The 22,317-nt window shown below is 47.2% G+C and carries 20 protein-coding genes and 2 tRNA genes; 9 read left to right on the forward strand and 13 right to left on the reverse strand.

The annotated features are described in order from the left end of the window. Positions 1–34: 34 nt before the first annotated feature. On the reverse strand, positions 35–181 hold the full coding sequence (locus NDI44_RS01515; protein ID WP_190413174.1) for a hypothetical protein: 147 nt from the start codon (positions 179–181) through the stop codon (positions 35–37). A 69-nt stretch (positions 182–250) separates the two neighbouring features. Between NDI44_RS01515 and NDI44_RS01520 the strand changes: the two genes are divergently transcribed. Continuing rightward, positions 251–2,419, forward strand: a complete 2,169-nt coding sequence (locus tag NDI44_RS01520) for a serine/threonine-protein kinase (RefSeq protein WP_190413176.1) — start codon at positions 251–253, stop codon at positions 2,417–2,419. 120 nt (positions 2,420–2,539) lie between these two features. Here the strand turns inward: NDI44_RS01520 and NDI44_RS01525 are convergent, their stop codons facing one another. Both NDI44_RS01525 and sfsA read right to left on the reverse strand, forming a co-directional pair. Then, positions 2,540–3,460, reverse strand: a complete 921-nt coding sequence (locus NDI44_RS01525; protein WP_190413733.1) for an NAD(+) kinase — start codon at positions 3,458–3,460, stop codon at positions 2,540–2,542. Positions 3,461–3,643: 183 nt separating this feature from the next. Further along, a complete protein-coding gene (sfsA, locus tag NDI44_RS01530; RefSeq protein WP_190413178.1) occupies positions 3,644–4,396 on the reverse strand; it encodes a DNA/RNA nuclease SfsA in 753 nt (250 codons plus the stop codon). A 129-nt stretch (positions 4,397–4,525) separates the two neighbouring features. Between sfsA and murJ the strand changes: the two genes are divergently transcribed. Both murJ and nrtS read left to right on the forward strand, forming a co-directional pair. Further along, entirely contained in the window at positions 4,526–6,142 is a 1,617-nt protein-coding gene (gene murJ / locus NDI44_RS01535) for a murein biosynthesis integral membrane protein MurJ (protein ID WP_190413180.1), read from the forward strand. Positions 6,143–6,274: 132 nt separating this feature from the next. Then, positions 6,275–6,535 carry a nitrate/nitrite transporter NrtS gene (nrtS, locus tag NDI44_RS01540; protein WP_190413182.1) on the forward strand — a complete coding sequence of 87 codons (261 nt, stop codon included), beginning with the start codon at positions 6,275–6,277 and terminating at the stop codon, positions 6,533–6,535. Between the two features lie 99 nt (positions 6,536–6,634). On the opposite strand, the gene NDI44_RS01545 is transcribed toward nrtS, so the two are convergent. The 3 genes from NDI44_RS01545 to moaC all read right to left on the reverse strand — a co-directional run bounded on the left by NDI44_RS01545 (position 6,635) and on the right by moaC (position 7,941). Continuing rightward, complete coding sequence (locus tag NDI44_RS01545) at positions 6,635–6,943, reverse strand: DUF3181 family protein (protein WP_190413184.1); 309 nt, start codon at positions 6,941–6,943, stop codon at positions 6,635–6,637. Positions 6,944–7,045: 102 nt separating this feature from the next. Next, on the reverse strand, positions 7,046–7,363 hold the full coding sequence (locus tag NDI44_RS01550; protein WP_190413186.1) for a 2TM domain-containing protein: 318 nt from the start codon (positions 7,361–7,363) through the stop codon (positions 7,046–7,048). A gap of 68 nt (positions 7,364–7,431) precedes the next feature. Then, positions 7,432–7,941 carry a cyclic pyranopterin monophosphate synthase MoaC gene (moaC, locus tag NDI44_RS01555; protein ID WP_190413188.1) on the reverse strand — a complete coding sequence of 170 codons (510 nt, stop codon included), beginning with the start codon at positions 7,939–7,941 and terminating at the stop codon, positions 7,432–7,434. 34 nt (positions 7,942–7,975) lie between these two features. On the opposite strand from moaC, the gene NDI44_RS01560 reads away from it, so the two are divergent. Further along, positions 7,976–8,049, forward strand: a tRNA-Arg gene (locus NDI44_RS01560). A gap of 57 nt (positions 8,050–8,106) precedes the next feature. Here NDI44_RS01560 and NDI44_RS01565 read toward each other — a convergent pair. From NDI44_RS01565 to NDI44_RS01575, 3 genes are read right to left on the reverse strand one after another with little or no spacing between them, the layout of a single operon-like run. After that, entirely contained in the window at positions 8,107–9,369 is a 1,263-nt protein-coding gene (locus tag NDI44_RS01565; protein ID WP_190413189.1) for an MFS transporter, read from the reverse strand. 22 nt (positions 9,370–9,391) lie between these two features. Then, complete coding sequence (locus tag NDI44_RS01570) at positions 9,392–10,381, reverse strand: glycosyltransferase family 2 protein (RefSeq protein WP_190413735.1); 990 nt, start codon at positions 10,379–10,381, stop codon at positions 9,392–9,394. Between the two features lie 60 nt (positions 10,382–10,441). Beyond that, entirely contained in the window at positions 10,442–11,125 is a 684-nt protein-coding gene (locus NDI44_RS01575; RefSeq protein WP_190413191.1) for a C40 family peptidase, read from the reverse strand. A gap of 81 nt (positions 11,126–11,206) precedes the next feature. Here NDI44_RS01575 and NDI44_RS01580 point away from each other — a divergent pair, with 81 nt between their 5' ends. Both NDI44_RS01580 and NDI44_RS01585 read left to right on the forward strand, forming a co-directional pair. Further along, positions 11,207–12,148: a serine hydrolase gene (locus NDI44_RS01580; RefSeq protein WP_190413193.1), complete on the forward strand. Its 942-nt coding sequence runs from the start codon at positions 11,207–11,209 to the stop codon at positions 12,146–12,148. A gap of 391 nt (positions 12,149–12,539) precedes the next feature. Further along, positions 12,540–13,508, forward strand: coding sequence for a hypothetical protein (locus NDI44_RS01585; protein WP_190413195.1), 969 nt, complete (start codon positions 12,540–12,542; stop codon positions 13,506–13,508). An 80-nt stretch (positions 13,509–13,588) separates the two neighbouring features. On the opposite strand, the gene NDI44_RS01590 is transcribed toward NDI44_RS01585, so the two are convergent. After that, positions 13,589–14,962: an ABC transporter substrate-binding protein gene (locus NDI44_RS01590; protein WP_190413197.1), complete on the reverse strand. Its 1,374-nt coding sequence runs from the start codon at positions 14,960–14,962 to the stop codon at positions 13,589–13,591. A gap of 189 nt (positions 14,963–15,151) precedes the next feature. Beyond that, positions 15,152–15,243: transfer RNA gene (locus tag NDI44_RS01595), tRNA-Ser, on the reverse strand. A gap of 612 nt (positions 15,244–15,855) precedes the next feature. Between NDI44_RS01595 and NDI44_RS01600 the strand changes: the two genes are divergently transcribed. Both NDI44_RS01600 and NDI44_RS01605 read left to right on the forward strand, forming a co-directional pair. After that, positions 15,856–17,136, forward strand: a complete 1,281-nt coding sequence (locus NDI44_RS01600) for a glycosyltransferase family 1 protein (RefSeq protein ID WP_190413199.1) — start codon at positions 15,856–15,858, stop codon at positions 17,134–17,136. 589 nt (positions 17,137–17,725) lie between these two features. Next, a complete protein-coding gene (locus tag NDI44_RS01605; RefSeq protein WP_339380697.1) occupies positions 17,726–19,396 on the forward strand; it encodes an ATP-binding protein in 1,671 nt (556 codons plus the stop codon). Positions 19,397–19,404: 8 nt separating this feature from the next. On the opposite strand, the gene NDI44_RS01610 is transcribed toward NDI44_RS01605, so the two are convergent. After that, positions 19,405–20,193, reverse strand: a complete 789-nt coding sequence (locus tag NDI44_RS01610; RefSeq protein WP_190413201.1) for a mechanosensitive ion channel family protein — start codon at positions 20,191–20,193, stop codon at positions 19,405–19,407. A gap of 54 nt (positions 20,194–20,247) precedes the next feature. Between NDI44_RS01610 and NDI44_RS01615 the strand changes: the two genes are divergently transcribed. After that, the gene (locus tag NDI44_RS01615; RefSeq protein WP_190413203.1) at positions 20,248–20,817 is read left to right on the forward strand and encodes a GNAT family N-acetyltransferase; all 570 of its coding nucleotides are present in this window, start codon (positions 20,248–20,250) and stop codon (positions 20,815–20,817) included. Between the two features lie 111 nt (positions 20,818–20,928). Here the strand turns inward: NDI44_RS01615 and alr are convergent, their stop codons facing one another. Further along, the gene (gene alr, locus NDI44_RS01620) at positions 20,929–22,167 is read right to left on the reverse strand and encodes an alanine racemase (RefSeq protein ID WP_190413205.1); all 1,239 of its coding nucleotides are present in this window, start codon (positions 22,165–22,167) and stop codon (positions 20,929–20,931) included. Positions 22,168–22,317: the final 150 nt, after the last annotated feature.

A 22,317-nucleotide genomic window follows, 5' to 3' on the forward strand; every position in this document is an offset into this window, starting at 1 on the left:
ATCCCCTTGCTATGGGTAGAGTCAATCGCCTACCCTAAGAAAGACGTTTGAGCTGAGAGCGATCGCACTTTGGGGGGGTTGACTGGAAGCTGCGGTGTTTCCAGCGAAGCGATCGCATCAAATCACCTGATGGATTGTTTTCACCTATGTAGGTGGAGTTAGGCAAGTTTTTCTGTGCCAAAATCGATTTCAACGATTGCGCGATTTTTCTGCAAAGACGCTTTCCTAACGCTATCTGCCACGAAACTCCATGAACTTAGTTATCGGACAAACACTGGGAGGACACTACCAAATCATTAACTCTTTGGGAGGAGGAGGATTTGGTCAAACTTATCTTGCCCAAGATATGTATCTTCCTGGCACCCCTCGATGCGTTGTTAAGCTACTCAAGCCTCAAGCAACCGATCCCCAAACTTTGCAAACCGCAAGACGCCTCTTCGAGACGGAAGCAAAAGTTCTGCACCAGTTAGGGAATCACGATCGGATTCCGCGACTTTTTGCTTACTTCGAGGAAAATCAAGAGTTTTATCTAGTTCAAGAATTCATTGAAGGTAGCGATCTTAGCCAGGAACTCCCCACAGGCGGTAGCAGTGGAGTCACCCCGCCGCTATCTGAAGATGAAGTAATTTCTCTGTTACAAGAGATTCTGGAAATATTAGAATTTGTCCATCAACAAAATGTTATCCACCGCGATATCAACCCTCGAAATTTAATCAGACGTAAGCCAGATAACAAGTTAGTTTTAATTGATTTTGGTGCAGTTAAACGAATTAGCACTCAAATAATTAAGGGAGCGAAAACTAGCTTTACGGTTGCCATTGGTACTCCAGGCTACTTACCAAGCGAACAAGCGAACGGAAACCCCAAATTAAGCAGTGATATCTATGCGGTAGGCATGATAGGAATTCAGGCTCTCACCGGCTTATTTCCTAACGAATTACCAGAAGATTCTAATACGGGTGAAATCATTTGGCGTAACCATTCATCAGTCAGCACCACTCTGGCAAATGTTTTAGATAAAATGGTGCGTTATGATTTTCGACAGCGTTACCAATCTGCTGCTGAAGCGTTGCAAGCTCTCAAAGATTTGAAGATACCGACGGGTGTCACAATGATGGTTGCACCCTCTGTAAAATCACCCGTTCGCCCGACAAGTCAGAAAAAAAGCAAAAAATCGCGTTCCCTTCCTTGGAAAATTTTAATCTCAACGATAGTCCTAGTATTGGGAACGGGTGCAACTATTTTTACGGTTAATATTATTAACTCTTCTAATGCAACTGACTTGTATAACCGAGGCAAAACCTTTTCAGAATTAAATCGCAATGAGGAAGCGCTGAATGCTTATGACAAAGCTCTTAAAATTAGACCGGAATACCTAGAAGCGTGGAATGGGCGCGGTCAAATTCTATTCAATCTGAATAAATATAAAGAGGCGATTGAAGCTTACGACAAAGCCATTCAGATTAGCCCAGAATCCTTTGAAGCTTGGGCGGGTCGCGGCTATGTACTGGATAAATTGGAGCAATACAAAGAGGCAATTGATTCTTTCGAGAAAGCTTTAACTATTAATCCCAATTCGCCAGAAGTTTGGAATGGTCGCGGCGAAGCAATGACGAATTTACAGCAATATCAAGAAGCGATTGAATCTTTTGATAAGGCGGTGCAATTTAAGCCAGACTACTATCAAGCTTGGTACAGTAGGGGCTGGACGTTGCATAATTTGCAAAAATATGAGGAAGCGATCGCGTCTTACGACAAAGCTGTAGAATCTAAATCCGACTACTCCCAAGCTTGGTACAATCGGGGTAACTCGCTAATGAGCTTACAACGTTATCAAGACGCGATTGAATCTTATGACAAGGCGGTAAGATTTCAACCGAATCACTTCAAAGCTTGGTATAGCCGGGGGAATGCGTTAGTGAATTTGCAGCAATATAAAGATGCAATTGACTCGTATACCCAAGTTACTAAAATTCAGCCAAATTACTCTAAAGGCTGGTACGGGATTGGTTGGTCGCTGCATCAATTACAACGATACGAAGAAGCGATCGCTTCCTATAACCAAGCCTTAAAATTTAATCGAGGCGATTACCTCATTTGGTACAATCGAGGCAATTTACTTTATAACTTGAAACAATATCAAGAAGCGATCGCGTCTTATAATCGAGCCGTTGCCATTAAATCAGATCACTACGAAAGCTGGTTCAGTCGGGGGAATGCGTTGTTTAACGTAAAGCGCTATGAAGAAGCAATAGCCTCTTATGACAAGGCGATCCGATACAAGCCAGATTACCAGCAAGCCATAGAAGGCAAACAGCGATCGCAGGATCAATTGAAGCAGGAAAAAGAAAAGCTGACTCAAAAATTAGGTGCAGAGTCAGTGAAACCAGAAAAGCCGAAGCGAGAGAAAAAGAAATAAGCTGCTGTGCGTTTAAAATAGATAGCGATCGCGCCGGTTTGGTAATGGATTGGGAATGCTTTTCTGCCTACCCTACTGATTGCGATCGCTGCAATTTTATGTTTCAACTTTATAGCATCCTTAATTCCGGTGATTATTACTGTACCGAATTCTGGCTCCTGCCCATTGCAACTTTTCGCGGAGTGTCTGGTAATAAGAATAGTTTTCCCGCAAAATAATGAACTTAGCGAGACAATTTGCCATGCGAATGTCTACGCGCTGTCCGGGCCAAATGGCAGTTGCCAAGACGCCATCCATCCATAGTTTCGTGTTTAACTCGTAGTCAGCCAAAGGCCAAACGCTGACGACAGAACCAGAAGGGATGACAATTGGGCGACTCGCCAGACTTAGCGGGCAGATGGGCGTAACGGTAATCGCTTCCATTCCAGAGTGGACAATCGGGCCATTGGCAGAGATTGTGTAGCAAGTAGAGCCAGTGGGAGTAGAAACAATCAGTCCATCTCCCTGATATTGATCGACCACCTCTCCATCAATTTCCATTTCTAGGATGGAAGTAATCATGCGGTCGGCGGAGGCAGGTTTGATGCACATTTCATTTAGTGCCAGGTAGCGATCGCTCACGGGTTCTAAATTCGTGCGGTTCCCCTCAAATAACGCCGCCTGTAACATCATCCGCCGTTCAAGGGCATAGCGATCCTCGCTTAACCTGTCCCAAACCCGGTCAGTATCTTCAAATTCCTCAAACGGCTGGGTTAGAAATCCTAAATGTCCTCCTACATTCACCGCCAAAATCGGTATTCCTTCGGGTGCGAGATGCCGTACTGCCGCCAAAGCCGTGCCATCGCCGCCCAATACTATCGCCAAATCGATTGGATGCATTGCAGAAGCCAAAAACACTGGGTAGGGGTTATCCTTCGCCCCACTCGGCCCCATGAGTACGTGGCAATTGCGTTTTTCCAGTTGTTTGGCGCACTTTTCTGCCCAGCTACGGCTGAGGGGATCTCCCGCCTTGTGTGCAATGATGACGTTTTTTAGCTCCAATTTGCCTTTACTCAATCGAAGTTAGCTATTTTTCAAGATACCTATCACCCTGCATTTGGGCTACCTTTCCGTTTTTTAACCCTATCCCTGCCGTTGCCCGTTCACGGGCAACCATAATTCCCCTCTCCGTTCACGGAGAGGGGTTAGGGGTGAGGTTCCACTGTTTAGGCATCGCTATTCTGGCTAGGATAGGCAAAATGTCTCTGCGGGCATTGAAGGCAGAAAATCTGCTAAGCCCAAGTAGCGAATTCCTTCTGGGGTAACTTCAAAGCGGCAAGGTAATACTTCCACTCCTTGGGCGATCGCATCGCGCAATAATTTTCCATACAGCGGATCGGTAGTATCTCCAGGCGCAAAATGAGTACAGTCACCGCGATTCACAAAATAAAGCATTACTGCCCGCATCTGAGGAATTAACGCGGTCAGTTCCCGCAGATGCTTTTGTCCTCTTGTCGTGACTGTATCGGGAAATAGCACCAGTTTCCCTTGCGCCCAAGTCGTGCTTTTGACTTCCAAATAAATAGGTAAATCGGAGTCATTACCCGTTAGTAAAAAATCTACCCGGCTATTTTTTTCGACTCCATAGGGCACCTCAAAACGAACTTGGCTGTAATTGCCCAATGTTGGGAACAGGAACTTTTCTAGTGCTAACTTAACGACCCGATTAGGCAAAGCGGTATTCACTCCCACCCAAGTGGGTTCGGTATCGTCAACTTGAATCATTTCCCAGGTATAAGGCAATTTCCGCTTGGGATTGTCGCTATACGACACCTGCACGGGACTACCGGGCGTTGAAACCCCAGTCATCGGGCCGGTATTTGGACAATGGGCAGTAATAACCTCCCCGGACGCTAGTTCAATATCGGCAAAGAAACGCTTGTAGCGTTTGAGCAAAATTCCGGATGAGAGAGTCGGGTAGCGGTAGAGCCAATCCATAGTATTTTTAACGCAGAGGTAAGCCAGGGAAATCGTAAAGGAGCGCACAGGAGATTTTAACTTGGCGCACCTTGGGGTTAACCTTTGCGTTTAAATAAGATGAGCCAATTGAGGGATTGTTAACCGTTCGTGACTGAAAAGCAGAAAACCGCTCGGACACTCGCTAGCATTGCCGGAATTGTGGCAATTGCTACGCTGATTAGTAAAATTTTTGGGTTAGTGCGTCAACAAGCGATCGCCGCCGCTTTTGGCGTGGGTGTCGTTGCCGATGCCTACAACTACGCTTATGTGATTCCTGGCTTTTTGCTGATCTTACTGGGCGGCATCAATGGCCCTTTTCACAGTGCGATTGTCAGCGTTTTAGCCAAGCAGCGCGACAAATCGGAAGCCGCGCCCCTCGTGGAGACGATTACAACACTCGTAGGCGGGATACTCCTACTCGTCACGATTGTCTTAATCGTGTTTGCGGGCGTGTTTATTAACCTAGTGGCACCCGGTTTAAGCGAGACGCCGCAAGGAATGCAAGTGAGGGCGATCGCAATTCAGCAGTTACAGATCATGGCTCCGATGGCGCTGATGGCTGGGCTGATTGGGATTGGTTTTGGCACCTTAAATGCGGCAGATATGTACTGGCTACCCTCGGTTAGCCCCTTATTTTCCAGCATTACCGTAATTGGTGGACTGGCAGTTTTGGCTCTACAAGTCGGCAACCAAATTACCCTACCCCAATACGCTGAAGTAGGAGGACTGGTGTTGGCGGGGGGAACCCTTGCCGGTGCCGTGTTGCAGTGGTTAGTCCAACTTACTGCCCAGTGGCGGGCTGGCTTGGGCAAGTTACGCCTGCGATTTGAATGGAATCAGCCGGGGGTCAAGGAGGTCTTGAAGGTGATGGGACCGGCGACACTTTCCTCCGGAACGCTGCAAATTAACCTCTACACGGATTTATTTTTCGCCTCGTATATCCCCACAGCAGCGGCTGCCATGACCTATGCGGGGCTTCTCGTTCAAACGCCTCTAGGAATTATCTCGAATGTCATTTTAGTCCCCCTGCTGCCGGTTTTTTCGCGACTCGCTGCCCCTGAAGATTGGCCCGAACTCAAGCAGCGGATTCGCCAAGGATTACTGCTGACTGCGATTACTATGTTGCCTTTGAGTGCCCTGATGATGACGCTAGCCGTCCCCATCGTCCAAGTAATCTATCAACGCGGAGCCTTTAAGTCTAGAGCATCTGAGTTGGTTGCTTCATTGCTGATGGCTTATGGGATTGGGATGTTTGTCTACTTGGGGCGCGATGTACTAGTGCGGGTATTTTATGCCTTGGGCGATGGAGAGACGCCCTTTCGCATCAGTATCGTGAATATCTTCTTCAATGCTCTGCTAGATTTTATTCTTGTTCAACGTTTTGGGGCACCCGGTTTGATTTTATCCACGGTGATGGTGAATACCATTTCAGTCGTGGCACTCATTTGGATGTTGAATCGCAAGCTTAACGGCTTGCCTTGGCAAGAGTGGAGTTTGCCAATTTTGGGTTTGACAGGTGCTAGCTTTGTAGCTGGTTTAGCGAGTTGGGGTGTTAGTAAAGGTTTTCAACAAGTCTGGAATACGAATGGGTTGCTGGTGCAGTTATTGCAGCTAAGTTTAGCTGCTTTTGTTGGCTTGATCGTTTATGCTTTCTTGGCAAAGCAGCTGAATTTGCCAGAAGTTGATATTTTTGTGTCGCGGATTCGCCAACGCTTTGCAAGGTAGCGATCGCACTTGAACCAGCTCAATTAGGTGTATGAAACAATACCAAACTTGAACAGGAAGGTGTGATATCTAACAGTAAGTCGAGATGAGTATTGAGGCTTGGCTCATCTAGCTTAGCGATCGCAACCCCGAATGAAGACACTTAAAGCATATCTTGTCAGCTTATTTGACAAAGAGTTTATCCCGACTGGATTAAAAACGGCTGTATTTGTCGGGACTCTCTTGTTTTTGATCAATCACGGGTTTGCCTTTTTCCGAGGCGAAATGACGCGCGATCGCTGGATTTCTGGATTGCTGACCTACCTAATGCCTTATCTAGTTAGTGTTTACGGGCAATACGCTTATCGTCGCAAGTTAATTAAAACTTCTCCGTATCAAAGTAAACATTTTTAGTCATGAAACTAGCTCTTGCTAATCCCTTTCGGATCGAGCAGTTGTAACCCCCAAACCCCTTCTCTGCCAGAGAAGGGGAAGGGAAAAGTGACAACTTATTTATAGATTGCGCTGGAATTCTTCCAGAAGATCCATCAGGTTTACCTGGCACTGGGTAGGCAACAAATCTACTAGGGGAACTTCCCGCTTCCCGCCGCCTAACTTGACGGGAATCCCTTGCAGGACTTTCAACACCTGATTTTCATCTAGAGAATTATCAGCCAGTAGGGGATACAGCTTTTCTGCCACAAGAGTATGCAGCTTGGCATCCTGCAAATAGAGGTGCCATTTAGCAACATCGATGTAAACGTTTTCGCCAATTTCGGCGGCGAGGGATTCAATTGCTTCAGAAGTGTTGGTTCTAGCCATAGGATTTACTTTGGTTATGTGGATAGGGAATCTAATGCTTTCATTGCAATTGATCCCCGTCCGAATTTGAATCCACGAAAAGCAAGAAACAGCGATCTATCTTTAGGTAGTTTTTTTGGATTTTTCTTTGGTTTTGGGCTGGAATCCTAAACCAGCACTAGTATTTGCAGATTCTGCTACTGGATTGGAATAATCTGCGAGTGCAAAGATATACAGAGCGTGGGTCGCCAAGACTAACGCCCATCCGCCTGTCACCCAGGTTGCCCAAGGCCATGTAGCATTCTGTAAGTTGTGGAAAAACCACAAGCCAGAATTACAAGCACCAAAAATCGCCACATGGATGGCAAAATTCATTCTATCGTCGAGGCGACGATAGGCGGGGTCATTACGGTCTGGTTTTCGAGGCCAACGAGGAGGCATGGAAGTGATGAATTATAAGTTATGAGTTATGAGTTGTTAGCGCTAACAACTAAATTCATTCTAAGCCGCTAACTGCCCTGTCCCTGGCGCAGGTAATCTCCCGACTTGCCTCCCGTCTTACTCACCAAGCGAATCGATTCAATCACCATCCCCTTTTCCAGCGCTTTCGCCATGTCGTAGAGGGTGAGTGCCGCGACAGAAACTGCTGTTAGCGCTTCCATTTCTACGCCAGTTTCTGCCTTGGTGACGACTTCGGCTTGAATCTGATATCCCGGTAGCTGGGCATCAGGCACAATCTGAACTTCTACTTTATGAATTGGCAAGGGATGACACAGGGGAATAAGCTGAGAAGTCTGCTTAGCTGCCATAATCCCAGCCAATCTTGCAGTTCCCAGTACATCTCCTTTCGGTGCGTTCCCTGCCTGAATCGCCTCAAATGTCTCTAGCAACATCCGCACCTGTGCCGCAGCAACAGCATGGCGTCGAGTTTGTTCTTTGCCGGAAACGTCTACCATCTGAGCCTCACCGTGGGCATCCAGATGAGTTAATTGTTGCGATTGAGAAAAATTTTGCGTCATACGGTTGGGGTGTGCTATTATAAATTTCTGGCAAGGGCTTGTAGCTCAGTGGACTAGAGCACGTGGCTACGGACCACGGTGTCGGGGGTTCGAATCCCTCCTAGCCCGTTACTAAGTAAAAAAGAAAAAGGCAAAAGATTCTTTCTTTTGCCTTTTTTCTTTGAATTATGCCTCACTTTGTAGCCCAACCTTATTCAAGGCATAAACATCCTTTTCTCTGCCAAAGGCGAAGCGGAGGGAATGGGATAAATTTTTGCTCGATAGGGTAGCGAAGATAATCAGCGCCAGGAATGAAATAACTGTTGTAATAGTAAACATTGCTCGGTAGCCAATGGGTTCGGCAATGGAACCCAAAACAGGACCCGCGATCGCTATCCCGACATCAAACCCCGTGATGCACAAAGCAAAAACTCTGCCTCGTTCTTGGGGAGAGGAACGGTCGGAAATCAAGGCAATCATCATCGGCAGTAATGTTCCTGCTCCTGCGCCTTCCAAAAAACCGCCTACTAAAAAGCTACGGGCAGTGTAAGCATGAGACAGCATCAGCATTGCCAATGCATAGCTGAATATACTGCCAGTGATAAAAATTCCGCGTCCGTAACGGTCAGAAGCGCGACCAATGATGATGCGGGAAATAAAAGACGCGATCGCTGCTGCTGTGTAAAATAACCCCGGATTTAAGTCAACTTCGGCATCTTTAATAAATAAAGGGACGAAGGTACTTAACGCTCCAAACGCTACACCAACCAGCAACAACACTAAAGCTGGAATCCTTAGACGAGGACTTGCCAGAAGTCGCCAAAATTGTTGAGTTTCGGATGAATCGGCAGAGGAATCGGCTGTCTCGTGGACGATTCGGGGTTCTTTGACTTGATTGGCACAAACTAAACCGATCGCTCCTAGTCCGCAAGAGAGCAGAAACAACGGCGTGTAACCAATCCCAGCTTGGATATAACCCCCAACTGCTGGCCCTATCGCCATCCCAACTGGCGTTACCAAGCTCATGTAGCCAATTAACTCACCCCGCTTGGACACTGGGGACAAATCAACCACCAAGGCGCTGTAACCCGTCGTAAAAGCCGCAATGCTAATCCCGTGGAACGCTCGCAGCAGCATTAATAGGGGAATTGATTTAACAACTAGATAGCCCAAAGGCGCGATCGCTGCCACGGTCATGCCAATCAGCAAGACCACCTTGCGACCGCGTCGATCTGCCAAACGCCCCAGCCACGAACGACACAGAACCAATCCGAGGGCAAATGACCCCATGACAATCCCAATCTGCTGCGTCGTACCGCCCACATCCTCGATATAGAGCGGCAGCGTCGGGAGCAAAGAAGCCATACTAGACCAAAATAATAGCCCAGCCGTAAATAAAACCAACAGATTGCGGCGACTGGGCGGCTCTAGCGTCCAAAAAACTTTCAAAGCTTAATTCCTTCTTACACTTTTAGCCTTCCCTTTGTTTACTATTGTTAACATTCCCCCCAACAACTTCCCTCACCCGATAGATTGGTCTGCCCTGAGACTCGTGATAAGTTCTCATTAACAATTCTGCGAGCAGTCCAAAAGAAAACAATTGCACACCCGTCACTAGCAGTACGACCGCCAAAATCAATAACGGGCGATCGCCAATGCTCTGACCGAAACCCACTTTTAAAATCGTTAAATACAGACCGAGCAGCGTCCCCAATGCCATTGCAATAATGCCAAACAGCCCAAAGACGTGCATGGGGCGGGTGAGGAACTTTTTCATAAAGTAGACGGTTAACAAGTCCATCACGACTCGGAATGTCCGCCCCAGCCCATACTTACTGCTTCCATAGCGGCGGGCATGGTGCCCCACTGGCAGCTCAGTAATTCTTGCCCCCTCAATGAACGCCAAAGCTGGCAAAAATCGGTGCAATTCCCCATAAAGATTCATATCCGCCACCAATTCTGAGCGGTAGGCTTTTAGGGAACAACCGTAGTCATGCAACTCTACACCCGTGACTCTCCCAATTAACCAGTTAGCGATTTTAGACGGAAGTAGACGAGTCAGGGCGGCGTCCTGTCGTTTCTCACGCCAGCCACTTACCAAGTCATAGCCTTCTTCTAACTTTGTCAGGAGCCGGGGAATATCCGCCGGGTCATTCTGCAAATCGCCATCCATTGTGATAATCACCTTGCCTCGCGCATAGTTAAACCCCGCAGACATTGCTGGAGTTTGACCGTAGTTTCGACGCAGAAGCACTGCTTTTAAGTTTTTGTGGGTTTGCACTAGAGATTTCAGCAATTCCGCTGAACCATCCTTGGAACCATCATCCACGCAAATAATTTCGTAGTTCAGATTCGTCTCAATTAAAGTGGTTGCGATCGCTTCAATTAGGTGGGGTAAACTTTCCACCTCGTTATAAACCGGCACTACTACAGAAATATCGGGGATCTCGTCAGCAGACATTTCGCTTTGCGTTACCAGTCTTTCAGGAATTAACACGATTGCCTCCCACCTTTTGGTGTCTTATTGTCGTTGTGGTTGATAACTGGCAACCACTCGCCCGCAAGAGCGCAGTTGCCGAAAATACGACTGACTAATCGAATCTCCCTGTTCCGAAAGGACATCAATTCCAATTCCGTTGCGACCCTGTTCTTGACCGGAACTATGGATATAACGTCCTTCTCCCAGGTATAAACCCACATGGGTTGTTCTATCTCCGATGCCAAAAAAGATTAAATCACCTGATTGTAGCTCTTGAATCGCAATTGATTGTGTAAATGCTTCCTGCTGATAGGAATCCCTCGGCAACCAAATCCCAGAGGCAGAAAAAGCGGCTTGCATCAGTCCGGAACAGTCATAATTTGGTTCTAATGTTCCGCCCCAGAGATAATAATTCGGCTGTTGCATCGCCGCTTGCATAAAGGCAATGACTTGGGGTATGCGATTTTGAATTTCTGTCGGGGAGATGGTATGAGCTTCGTAGGGCGTTTGTGCCTCCTCAATCTCTTTGAGGCCTTGAATTGCCACCCAGCCGGAATAGTCATCTTCACGCAGACAAACTTGGATAGACGATACATCTGTATTTGGCGACAAAATCCGCAAGTGACGCCCGATTGCTGCCTGAGTTGCCAAACGAGTACAACTGGGGGAATCATAGAGGTTTAGATTGACTCGACATTGGTACTCGCGGAATGAGTCATGGGTCATGGGTCAGTGGTTGTTGGTCAGTGGTACAAACTATTGAACAATTGACAACTGATAACTGACAACTGATAACAACTGATAAAAATGACATTTTTTCACAAAGACGCACAACTAGAAAAATTAGGCGATCGCATTTTAGAAGCAACTTGGGCAGAATTTCCGGGATTAGCCCGCAACCAAATTGCCTTAACCTGGGTAGTCTACGATCCCCCAGTGCCCGTCAATACTGGCGGTGCCCTTAGTTCAGAGGAATTCTGGAAATATCCAGTCCGGGGCTTTAGCTATCGCGGCGTCGAGAGAATCTTTCCTGCCAGCATCGTTAAACTGTTTTATCTGGTTGCTGTACAGGAGTGGTTAGAACAAGGAATGATCCAAACTTCCTCGGAGTTAGAGCGAGCCATCCGCGACATGATTATTGATTCCAGCAACGACGCCACCAGCTTAGTGCTGGATGTATTGACTGGCACTACTAGCGGTCCAGAGTTGCCGCCAGGGCCGTTTGAAACCTGGCAGTTGCAGCGCAATATCGTGAATCGCTACTTTCAATCCCTCGGTTGGACAGAGATGGAAACCATCAATGTCAATCAAAAACCTTGGGGTGACGGTCCCTATGGGCGAGAGCGGGCATTTTTAGGGGAGATGCGGGAAAACCGCAATATGGTGACGACCAATGCCACGGCGAGGCTCATACATAGCATTGTCGGAGGCGTTGCAGTTTCCTCCGGGCGATCGCAAGCAATGATGGGACTGATGAAACGCAGCCTCCATGCAGAAGACGATGAAGCCCCCGATGAGGAAAATCAGGTGCGGGGTTTCTTAGGTGGCGGACTGCCTCCAAATGCCCAATTGTGGTCTAAAGCCGGTTGGACAAGCCAAGTTCGCCACGACGCCGCTTATATCGAGCTACCATTACGGCACCCTTATTTGTTGATTGTGTTCACTGAAGGCAAAGCAAATAGTAAAAACAAAGCGATTCTCCCCTTTGTTTCCCAGCAAGTTGTCGCGGCAATGGACAGCCTTACCTAGTACAATCTGCGGTTACAGAGGCGAGCTTCATCAATCACGAAGAAACCCTTTTTATTGTAAAAAAGGGTTTCTTCGTCATCAAAATCAAAATGAGCGATTGGTCGCATCCCAAGCCTTTATCAGAGAAATTGCGATCGCTGCTTTGGAGATAAAGCCTAGGAATCGGGAATAAAAATTTCTCTTATCACCCTCTGACCCTCTTTATTCCATTTCACCTGTCAACATCAATTATCGTCGAATATTAGCCACTTTCAGCGCATAATCCTTCCTTGGTGGGTAGCAAAATCTTTTAAAATTTCCTAAATTGACGACAGGGAAATATAATTTCCGAGAGAATAGGCAATTAAGGTTTGCTTTCGTAGATTTTTGAGGAAGTTTTTGAGGAGTGACCGTGAATACAATCTTTTCTAAGCGTGTTTCTTTCTTACTAGGTCTGACCGCACTGACAGTTTTCAGCGGTGGCTTGTCAGCTACAGCCCAGCCCACTGCCACAGTCATTGACCAAAAGACTCCTGCGGTCGTTGAGACTTCAGAACCTGCCGCATCTGAAGCGATCGCTGAGCCAACAGTAATGGGTATGCCAGTTGTCAAGCCAGTTGTCAAGTCGGCAAATGTCACACCGATGAGGCAATCAACTGTTCCGGCTGCACCACAAGTCCCGGCTGCACCGCAAGCCCCGGTCTCAACACAATATAATCTGAGCCAACAGCCGGTCATTCTCTCTGAGTACCAAGATGCAACGCTGGTTGAAGAAAGCGCAAAGCCTGTGGCTTCAGAGCCTTCCTCCTTGGCAGCGGCTGATGATACTGCTACTACGCAACCATTTCCCGGCGTAACCACTTCTGCTGCCGCTCTCGCCGCACCACAGCAACCAACTGCTGAAACTCCAAACTTACCCAATGACTCTGAGGTTGCTCAAACCGATATCGAACTCGGTCGAACCACCCGTGCCGGTCGCAGCTACGTCGGGGTTGGCTTCAATATTGGTTTCGGGGGCGATAGTGCTTTGGGCGATGGTAGTTTCGCCGTGATCAGCAAAATTGGTCTAACCAATACGTTGTCTGTACGCCCTTCCGTGCTACTCGGTGACGATACGACCTTTCTGCTTCCAGTGACTTACGACTTTAACATTCGACAGTCAGATCCGTTTGAACCCGTCAGATTCGCCCCTTACGTGGGTGGCGGTGTCACGATTTCCACGGGTGATGACAGCGACATTGGTTTCCTGGTTACGGGTGGCGTCGATGTACCTTTGACACGGCAATTTACAGCAAATGCAGCTCTAAATATCGGATTTCAAAGCGATGAAGTGCCAGTGGGACTAATTCTGGGAGTGGGTTACACCTTCCCTGGTTTCTAGAGAAGGTAAAAAACAAAGGCAAAAGACAGCAGAAAAATTTGGTTTCTCCTGTTTCTTTTGCCTTTGTACTTTCTTACTTTTTATTTGGTTACTGCTACTTGGGGGCTGACTTTGCCGGTCACAGCTAGACTACCCGTAGGTTCCACTGCCCAGACATCGTAGCTACCCACCACATCGCCATTAGCATCAATATCTACGTTACCGCTAGCTCCCTGGTAGTTAATCTCCTCACCCTTCCGTACCAGTTCTAGCGCTTGACAAACATCGCTTACTTCTGTGCCAGGGGCATTGGCGACATCGCGAATCTTACTTTTAATGCCTTCGCCGGTATTTGATTTAGCGTCTTCGGCTGCTAGTACCATCAAAGCGGCAGCATCCCAGGCATGAGGGACATAGGCGCTCAATCCCCTTCCGGTTTTCTCTTTCCAAATCTTGGTGAACTCAGCCAGTGCTGGGCCATTAGCACCGGGAACCGTACCGATTGCCCCAGCTAATATAAATTTATCATCGCTGGTTTTGCCGACCTGTTCGGGAAAGTCTTCCGAATAAGCACCATCGGTTAGCATCACCTGGACGCCTTTACTGAGACCTTGCTCGTAGGCAGATTTTAAGAACAAGCTGCCGGTTTCGGCGTAGACAACCGCTGCTACCGCATCCGGTTTGCCATTAAATGCAGCTGCTGCCTCGCTTTCAAAAGTGGCAGCTTTAGGGTCATAACGAGTTGGCTTTCCTTCGTTGACGACAGTCCCTCCTAATTTTTTGAAGGCTTGTACAAATTCTCTTTCAAAGCCAACCCCATAGTCGTTGTTGATGACGACAGTGGAAACGCGCTTAAATCCTCTGTCACTAGCTAGTTTTGCTAAAGCCTGAGCTTGATAGGTATCGGGGGGAGCCGTCCGCGCCCAATAACCTTGAAATTCTCCTTTTTTGGCTCGTTCGGTAAAGACTGGGCTGGTGCTACCCGGTGAGATAAACATCACCTTGTTGCGGACAGCAACAGGCACGGCGGCACTAGAAACGCTGCTGGCAAAGGAACCGACGACGCCAGCAACTCTATCTACTTCCGTTAATTTGGTCATTCCTGCGGTGCCAGCGTTGGGATCGGTTTGGTCATCTTCAGGAATAAATGTGACTGGCTGACTATTGACGCCGCCACACTTGTTGACGGTGTCTATTAACAGGCGGATAGCATCTGGCAGGGGTTGCCCTACGGAAGATAGGTCGCCAGTGGTCGGCAGCAGTGAGCCAATCTTGAGTCCGGAACCGCTGGTGGCTGGGGTAGAACCTGTAGTCTGGGCGGGGCTACTGGTTGTACTGGTTGGCGTGTTATTACCTGGCGTTGTTTGAGAGGGGTTTTCGCAAGCAGCGGTTAGAAAACTTGTCGTAATAGTGGTAATTGCTAGGGCGATCGCCCAACTCGGTTTGATATTTTTGGCTGAAGCGGGTCTGCTCATTTGGGTGTTTAACTCTTCAACAGTCCACGATTGAAATCAAATATTTTAATTGATCTCAGTTGTTTAAGAATACAGCCATAACTTCTGCCAACATTTTAGCTAGCAGAAGCGATCGCTGTGAGACGTCAAGAGTGAGGCGTTTGCTTTTCCCTATTGGGCTTCGCTACTTGTCTGTTTTCGCTTTTAAAACGGAGAGGGAGGGATTCGAACCCTCGGTACGGAGTTACCAACCGTACAACAGATTAGCAATCTGTCGCTTTCGACCACTCAGCCACCTCTCCTAGGTGACAAATATAGATAATAGCAGATATTAATCAATTGGTGCTGCTGTCAAAAAAATTTTCTTTTTTTGATGCCCGATCGTTCCGAGTGAGTCTTCGCAGTTGCAGGGAAAGCCATGATTCATCCTCGTCGTTGTGGCTGTTTGCTTCTTTCCCGATCCCTTAGTATAATTACCTATTGTTAAATTTCTTATGGCTGGCAAAGAAATCTAATAAATGCTTACAACCCGCTTTCCTTAAGGCTTGGGCGATTTAAATATTCTCGCGTTTCACGATTAAATCTATAAATCTTCACTTCCCTGACCGTTGGAGGACGGAAAAATGGGAATCCATTCGCTACTCTAGCGATTTATATGCCCTTTGGCTTAAAATTTTATTTCTTTGGGAGGAGGCCATGATACCCAATGATACCCACCCGTCCCCCGGAAGGTTGAATATAGTCAGGTAGTAGATTCTCTCCCGTAGTTGATGTTCATCATCAACGGCGAAGCTTATCCTATTAGCACAAGTAAAGATTCCTTAAGTTCCGGTGGGCTAAACAGGCAACTAAGTAGAATAGTCAACCCCTGCTTCGCCCTGAACGTCGTTGAGTGAAAAAATCGATATAAATATATGCTTTCCACAAACAACCAGCACATTGCTCTAATTTCCGTCCACGGAGATCCAGCAATTGAAATCGGTAAAGAAGAGGCTGGCGGTCAAAACGTTTATGTACGTCAGGTGGGTGAGGCACTTGCTCAACAGGGGTGGCAAGTAGATATGTTTACCCGCAAAGTTAGTGGCGATCAACCCACGATTGTTCAACATAGCGCGAATTGTCGAACAATTCGCTTGACAGCTGGTCCTGAAGAGTTTGTCCCAAGAGACAATTTGTTTGAGTATCTGCCAGTGTTTGTCGAACAGATGCTCAAGTTTCAGCAGCAAGAAGGCATTGAATATTCTATAGTACACACAAATTACTGGCTCTCATCTTGGGTGGGAATGGAGCTGAAGAAAGTTCAACCCATCAAACAAATTCATACTTACCACTCTTTGGGAGCCGTCAAATATAAGTCAGTTTCGACGATTCCCTTGATTGCTACCACGCGGCTAGAGGTAGAAAGAAAGGTTTTAGAGACAGCGGAACGGATTGTTGCCACCAGTCCGCAAGAGAAAGAACATATGCGATCGCTCGTTTCCACAAAAGGCAACATCGATATCATCCCCTGCGGCACCGATATTCGCAAGTTTGGTTCCGTCACCCGCGAAGCAGCAAGAGAGAAACTGGGAATCGACGCCGATACCAAGGTGGTCTTCTATGTGGGTCGATTTGATCGCCGCAAGGGAATTGAAACACTCGTTCGCGCCGTTGGCAAGTCCCAGATGCGCCAGCAGGGCAACCTAAAACTATTTATCGGCGGGGGTTCTCGTCCTGGTCAAAGTGACGGTATCGAACGCGATCGCATTGAAAAAATTGTCGGCGAACTGGGGCTGCAAGACATCACCTCCTTCCCCGGACGGTTGGGTGACGACACCCTGCCCGCTTACTACGCCGCCGCTGATGTTTGTGTCGTACCCAGTCATTACGAACCCTTCGGTTTAGTGGCAATTGAAGCAATGGCTTCTGGAACGCCCGTCGTTGCTAGTGATGTCGGCGGACTCCAGTTCACCGTCGTCCCCGAAGAAACGGGTTTACTGGCACCCCCGAAAGATGCCGTAGCGTTTGCAGCCGCGATTGACCGCATTCTCGCCAATCCAGAATGGCGCAAGCAGCTAGGTGAGAAGGCAAGAGTTCGGGTAGAGAAGATGTTTAGTTGGGATGGCGTAGCGACTCAACTAAGCGACCTTTACACCCAGTTATTGAAAGAACAACCTGCACCAGAATTAGAATTGGTCACTCAAGTCAGCGCCTAATTACGCAGCAGCTTGTCCTGGAAATACCCTACAAAGACTTCTAGTTGTACCAGTAAGATTAGTACAACTAGAAGTCTTTGTTTTAGTGTATACTTTTTCCCAAATAAAAATTATCCTACCTCTACAGAATGATTATTTAGAAAAATTCCCTTTTTAAAGCAACCATTTGAGTGTTGCTCGCTCTCAAATTATCCGGATTTTGAGGAGATTGGTTGCAATTTATTAGTGATGGAATAAATAAAATAATGGGTTGGAATTGGATGATGTTGTTATATATATACTTTATTTAAATTTTACAATCCGATTCTAAGTTGCCTTTTCCCATCCAAAATCCTCAACCTAAAATGGTGTTAACCTCAAGTAACACAGTACCGCTCGTGGCGTTGATAGTAACTCACGTTGATACCAATTAACGTTGATACCAATTCACTTTGTACTTGTGACTTTAGTAAGAGCGCATAGTCGTGTGCTTACGTTCATATACTTACAATCAATTAAAGAAAGGGTATGAATGACCTATGATAATCTCTAATTAAGCGTGCAGAATACCAGCGTGAAACGGCTATTTACAACAGCATGGAACCTTCTTGTGAACGCTATTCAAACCATTTACAGTCGTCTTTTTAGAAAAAAACGTCGCCAGTTACGTCGTCAGCCCCTCCGACAAGACGCCTCAATCGATTCTGAATTGAATCAAATCAACCTCACCCCATCGAAACCGACAGAGGAAATCAGCAGCAGCCCACCCATCCCCATCAATGAGGCAGATAGGCTCAAAGCGCTGAATCGCTACAAGATTCTTGATACTGCTCCTGAAGAAGCATTTGACGATTTGACGGCTCTGGCAGCCTATATTTGTGGCACTCCCATTGCTTTAGTCAGCCTCGTCGATTCTAATCGGCAGTGGTTCAAATCAAAAATCGGTCTAGAAGCAACGGAAACGCCAAGAGACGTGGCATTCTGCGCCCATGCCTTGGTGCAACCAGATGAGTTGTTGATTGTGCCCAATGCCTTAGAAGATCGGCGGTTTTCCAACAACCCGCTCGTGACCTCAGACACCAATATCCGGTTTTATGCGGGTACCCCTTTGGTAACATCTGATGGCTATGCTGTCGGCACCCTCTGCGCGATTGACCGGATTCCACGTCATCTCACCCCCGAACAGATGGAGGCACTGCGGGCGTTGGGGCGTCAAGTGGTCAGCCAGATGGAGTTACGGATTAACCTGGATAAATTAGAACGGACTGTCAGCAAGAGTCGGCGAGTAGAGCAAGCACTCCGCCGCAGTAATCAACGACTGCTGCAAACCCTCAAGACATTACGAAATACTCAAGCCCAACTGATTCAGAGCGAAAAAATGTCGAGTTTGGGTCAATTGGTTGCTGGTGTCGCCCATGAAATTAACAACCCTGTCAACTTTATTCACGGCAACCTGCCCTATGTTAGTGCCTATGTTCGGGATCTCCTCGATTTGCTAAACCTCTACAAAAAGCAATATCCCCATCCCGATGGCGAGATTCAAAAAAAAGCAGAAACAATTGATGTGAACTTTCTAGTAGAAGATTTACCAAAAACTTTGGCTTCTATGAAAGTGGGTACTGACCGTATCCATCAAATTGTTTTTTCGTTGCGAAACTTCTCCCGATTGGATGAAGCCGAGATGAGACGAGTTGATATCCACGAAGGGATTAATAGCACGCTTTTAATCCTTCAGCATCGGCTTAAACCCACAGCCCAAAATCTCGGCATTGAAGTGATTAAAGAGTACGGAGTCCTTCCACCCGTTGAGTGCTACGCAGGTCCCTTGAACCAGGTATTTATGAATATCTTGAGTAATGCGGTGGATGCTCTAGAGTTGTCAATGGTCAATAGTCAGCCGTCAATCATTCGTGAAACAACAACTGACCTAGAGACACGATTAATCGTGTCTCTACCCACTAGCAGTGCTTGGATTCGCATTAGCACCAGCCTTTCTTCTGACCGATCTCATGTAGTAATTCGCATTGCGGATAATGGCCCTGGCATACCGGAAGAGATTAGGGCAAAGATATTCGATCCATTTTTCACGACGAAGCCTTTAGGGAAAGGCACGGGAATCGGATTGTCGATTAGCTACCAGATTATCGTTGAGAAGCATGGCGGGGTACTGAAGTGTCTGTCTGAACCAGGACAAGGAACAGAGTTTCGGATTGAACTGCCGATTCACGGGAAAATAATGAAGATGAAGGAGCAAGAAGGATCCCGCGCCCTTCAGGAGTAGGCAGAAGACTACAGTGACAATTCTGGCTCTCGCAGAGCTTCTTTCACCAGCTGTTGTACTTCGGAGCGGACGTGATCGTAGGCTTCAGATGCACACCAAGGACGGAGATATAAAATTGTTCCGGTTGCTGAGATGGAAGCAACGTGACAGGTCGTTTTTGGTTCTTCCAAAACTAAGGGATGGGGTTGAATTAAAGACAAAAGTAGGGTGATAGTCGGTTCGATCGGGCGATCGCCAATATCAATGTCTAAATCGACTCGTCGCTTGCCGAGTACGGTGGTATTTTTCAGCGTCCCGCTAAATAATTGCCCGTTCGGTACTGTAATTACTACGTTGTCTCGCGTTACTAGCGTAGTCGAGAAAATGCCGATGGCATCCACCACTCCGGCAGCCCCCGCCCCTTCAATAAAATCGCCTACCTCAAACGGGCGCAAACTAATCAGCATCACACCAGCGGCAAAGTGAGATAAGGTATTCTGCAATGCTAAGCCGATTGCTAAACCAGCCGCCCCCACTACCGCGACAACGCTGGTCGTCTCGATTCCCAACCTGTTGAGAACGGCGACCATCCCGACGACCAGCGTGAAAATCTCGGCTACCTGAATCAAGAACTTGCGTAAGGTTGGCTCTGTGCGACTTAGCGCTTTGCGGGTAAGACCTCCTACCCAACCTACAGCTAATCGGGTGAGCAGCAGAATTGTCGCTGCCCAGAGAAGGTTCTGTAGAATCTTAAAATACGCTTGGCCAATCAGGTAGTTCCATAACTGCGATGCAGCTTCAACAGAAATAATATCCATTTTCAATCGTTTTTCACTTCCAATTAATATATCTTTTTTTATAAGAATACTGGAATGAATTCGGAATTTAAGCTGATTTATACGCCTAGATTGTTATTACGGATGGGAACTCAAGAAGATGTGCCTGAGATTGTCAAATTTTACCGGAATAATCAAGGGCATCTATCTCTCTGGCAACCTTTTTGGCCTGATAATTTTTTAACCCATGAGTTTTGGCAAGAGCAAGTTGAGAAAAACATTAAAGAATTTGAATGCGATCGCTCTTTAAAATTATTTATTTTCAAGAATGGGAATTTCTCAGAAATTATTGGCAATGTTAGTTTTCACGGGTTTATGCGGGGTGCTGCCCAATTTTGTTATTTGGGCTATAATTTAGCAGAATTTGAACAAGGTAAAGGGTATATGACGGAAGCATTGCACTTTGCCATAAATGATGTCTTTGCACAATTAGATATGCACCGGGTGATGGCAAATTATCTACCCCACAATCACCGGAGTGCTAATTTACTGAAAAAATTAGAATTTGTTGTTGAAGGATATGCTAGAAAATATTTATTGATTCAAGGTGAATGGCAAGACCATATCTTGACCAGCTTAACGAATAAAAATTGGCAGAGGAAATGAATTTTTGTCTGCCACTATTCTTATTCTCGGCTATTCTTATTCTCGGTGGGGGTACGGCAGTGTCGTACCCCGGCATCTAGAAGCAAAGACTTGCGAGTATTTCAAGTTGCGTCAAGACGGTGTAGCCTGTTCTGATTCCAGGGGTTGACCGACTGCCACGCGAGGGAGGCGATGCTTGAAGCCGCAGAGAATTTCCCAGGAAATCGTGCCTAAAGTCGCCGCCCAGTCATCCGCAGAAATTCCGGCGTTTCCTTCTTGCCCCAGCAGAGTGACGACTTCGCCAGTTTGTAAATCGGGGATTGCGCTGACATCCAGCATCAGCTGATCCATTGTAATCGCGCCGATTTGCGGCACCTGCTGACCTCGGAGCAAAACTTGCATTTTGTTGGAGAGGTTGCGGGGAACCCCGTCGGCGTAGCCAATGGCGATCGCGGCGAGGCGCATATCCCGGCTAGCGACGAACTGATGTCCGTAGCTTACTCCCGTACCAGCTGAAATATTTTTTACTTGCGTTACCCGTGCTTTTACTTTCATGACGGGTTTGAGGTCGATGACAGACTTTAGATGGGGCGCGGGGTAAAGACCGTAGGTTGCTAAACCCACTCGCACCATGTCGTAGTGTAAGCTTGGGTCGCTTAAAGCGGCAGCTGAGTTGGCGAGGTGCAGACGGGGAGGCGTCATTCCTGTAGTTTTGATAAGAGCGATCGCTTCCTCAAATCTGTCTTGTTGCTGTCTCATTCCCGTGGGATCTGGACTGTCAGCCGTTGCTAAATGAGAGTAGATACTGGCAATTTTGAGATGGGGCAATCGCTGCACCAAGGAGACAAACTCCGCTGCTTGCTGCCAGGGAGTGCCTAGGCGAGACATCCCGGTATCTAATTTTACATGAACCGCTAAAGAACGATTTAAAGTGCCCAGTGTCTCGGAAAAGACTAAAGCTTGCTGAGGCGTGCAGAGAGTCGGCTGCAAATCCCAGTGAGCGATCGCTTGCACTTGCTCAGACGTATTACTGGCACCTAAAATCAAAATCGGTGCCTGAATCCCGGCTTCTCGCAGTTGAATTCCCTCTGGAATCGTCGCCACACCCAGCCAACTTGCACCGGCTTGGCAAGCAATCTCGGCAACCGTAATGGCACCATGACCATAAGCATCCGCCTTCACCACCGCCATCAGAGCCGTTTTTGGGGACAGAAAACGCCTCAGCTGCCGCACATTATGAGCTAAAGCGGCTAAATCAATTTCTACCCAAGCCCGTTCCTTGAGCGCTGTAAAATTTTCTCGCTGTATTTGGGAAAGATTGGGGTACCCAGAAGAAGGCATCCCGACAGGAGTCGGCTCCCAACTTAGCATTAGACTCACTCCTCACTCACTCACACCTGTTAGTTTAGGACTTACGCCTTCAAGCCATTACTACACTATTGGTATATCTAGCTTTAGCGTTCATCGATTCCGTTCAGAGAAAACTCTAGGAGAAGTCCTACAGTTAACAACTTAGAGTGA

It is taken from the genome of Trichocoleus sp. DQ-A3 (assembly GCF_039961975.1).
Taxonomy (GTDB): Bacteria; Cyanobacteriota; Cyanobacteriia; order Cyanobacteriales; family FACHB-T130; genus FACHB-T130.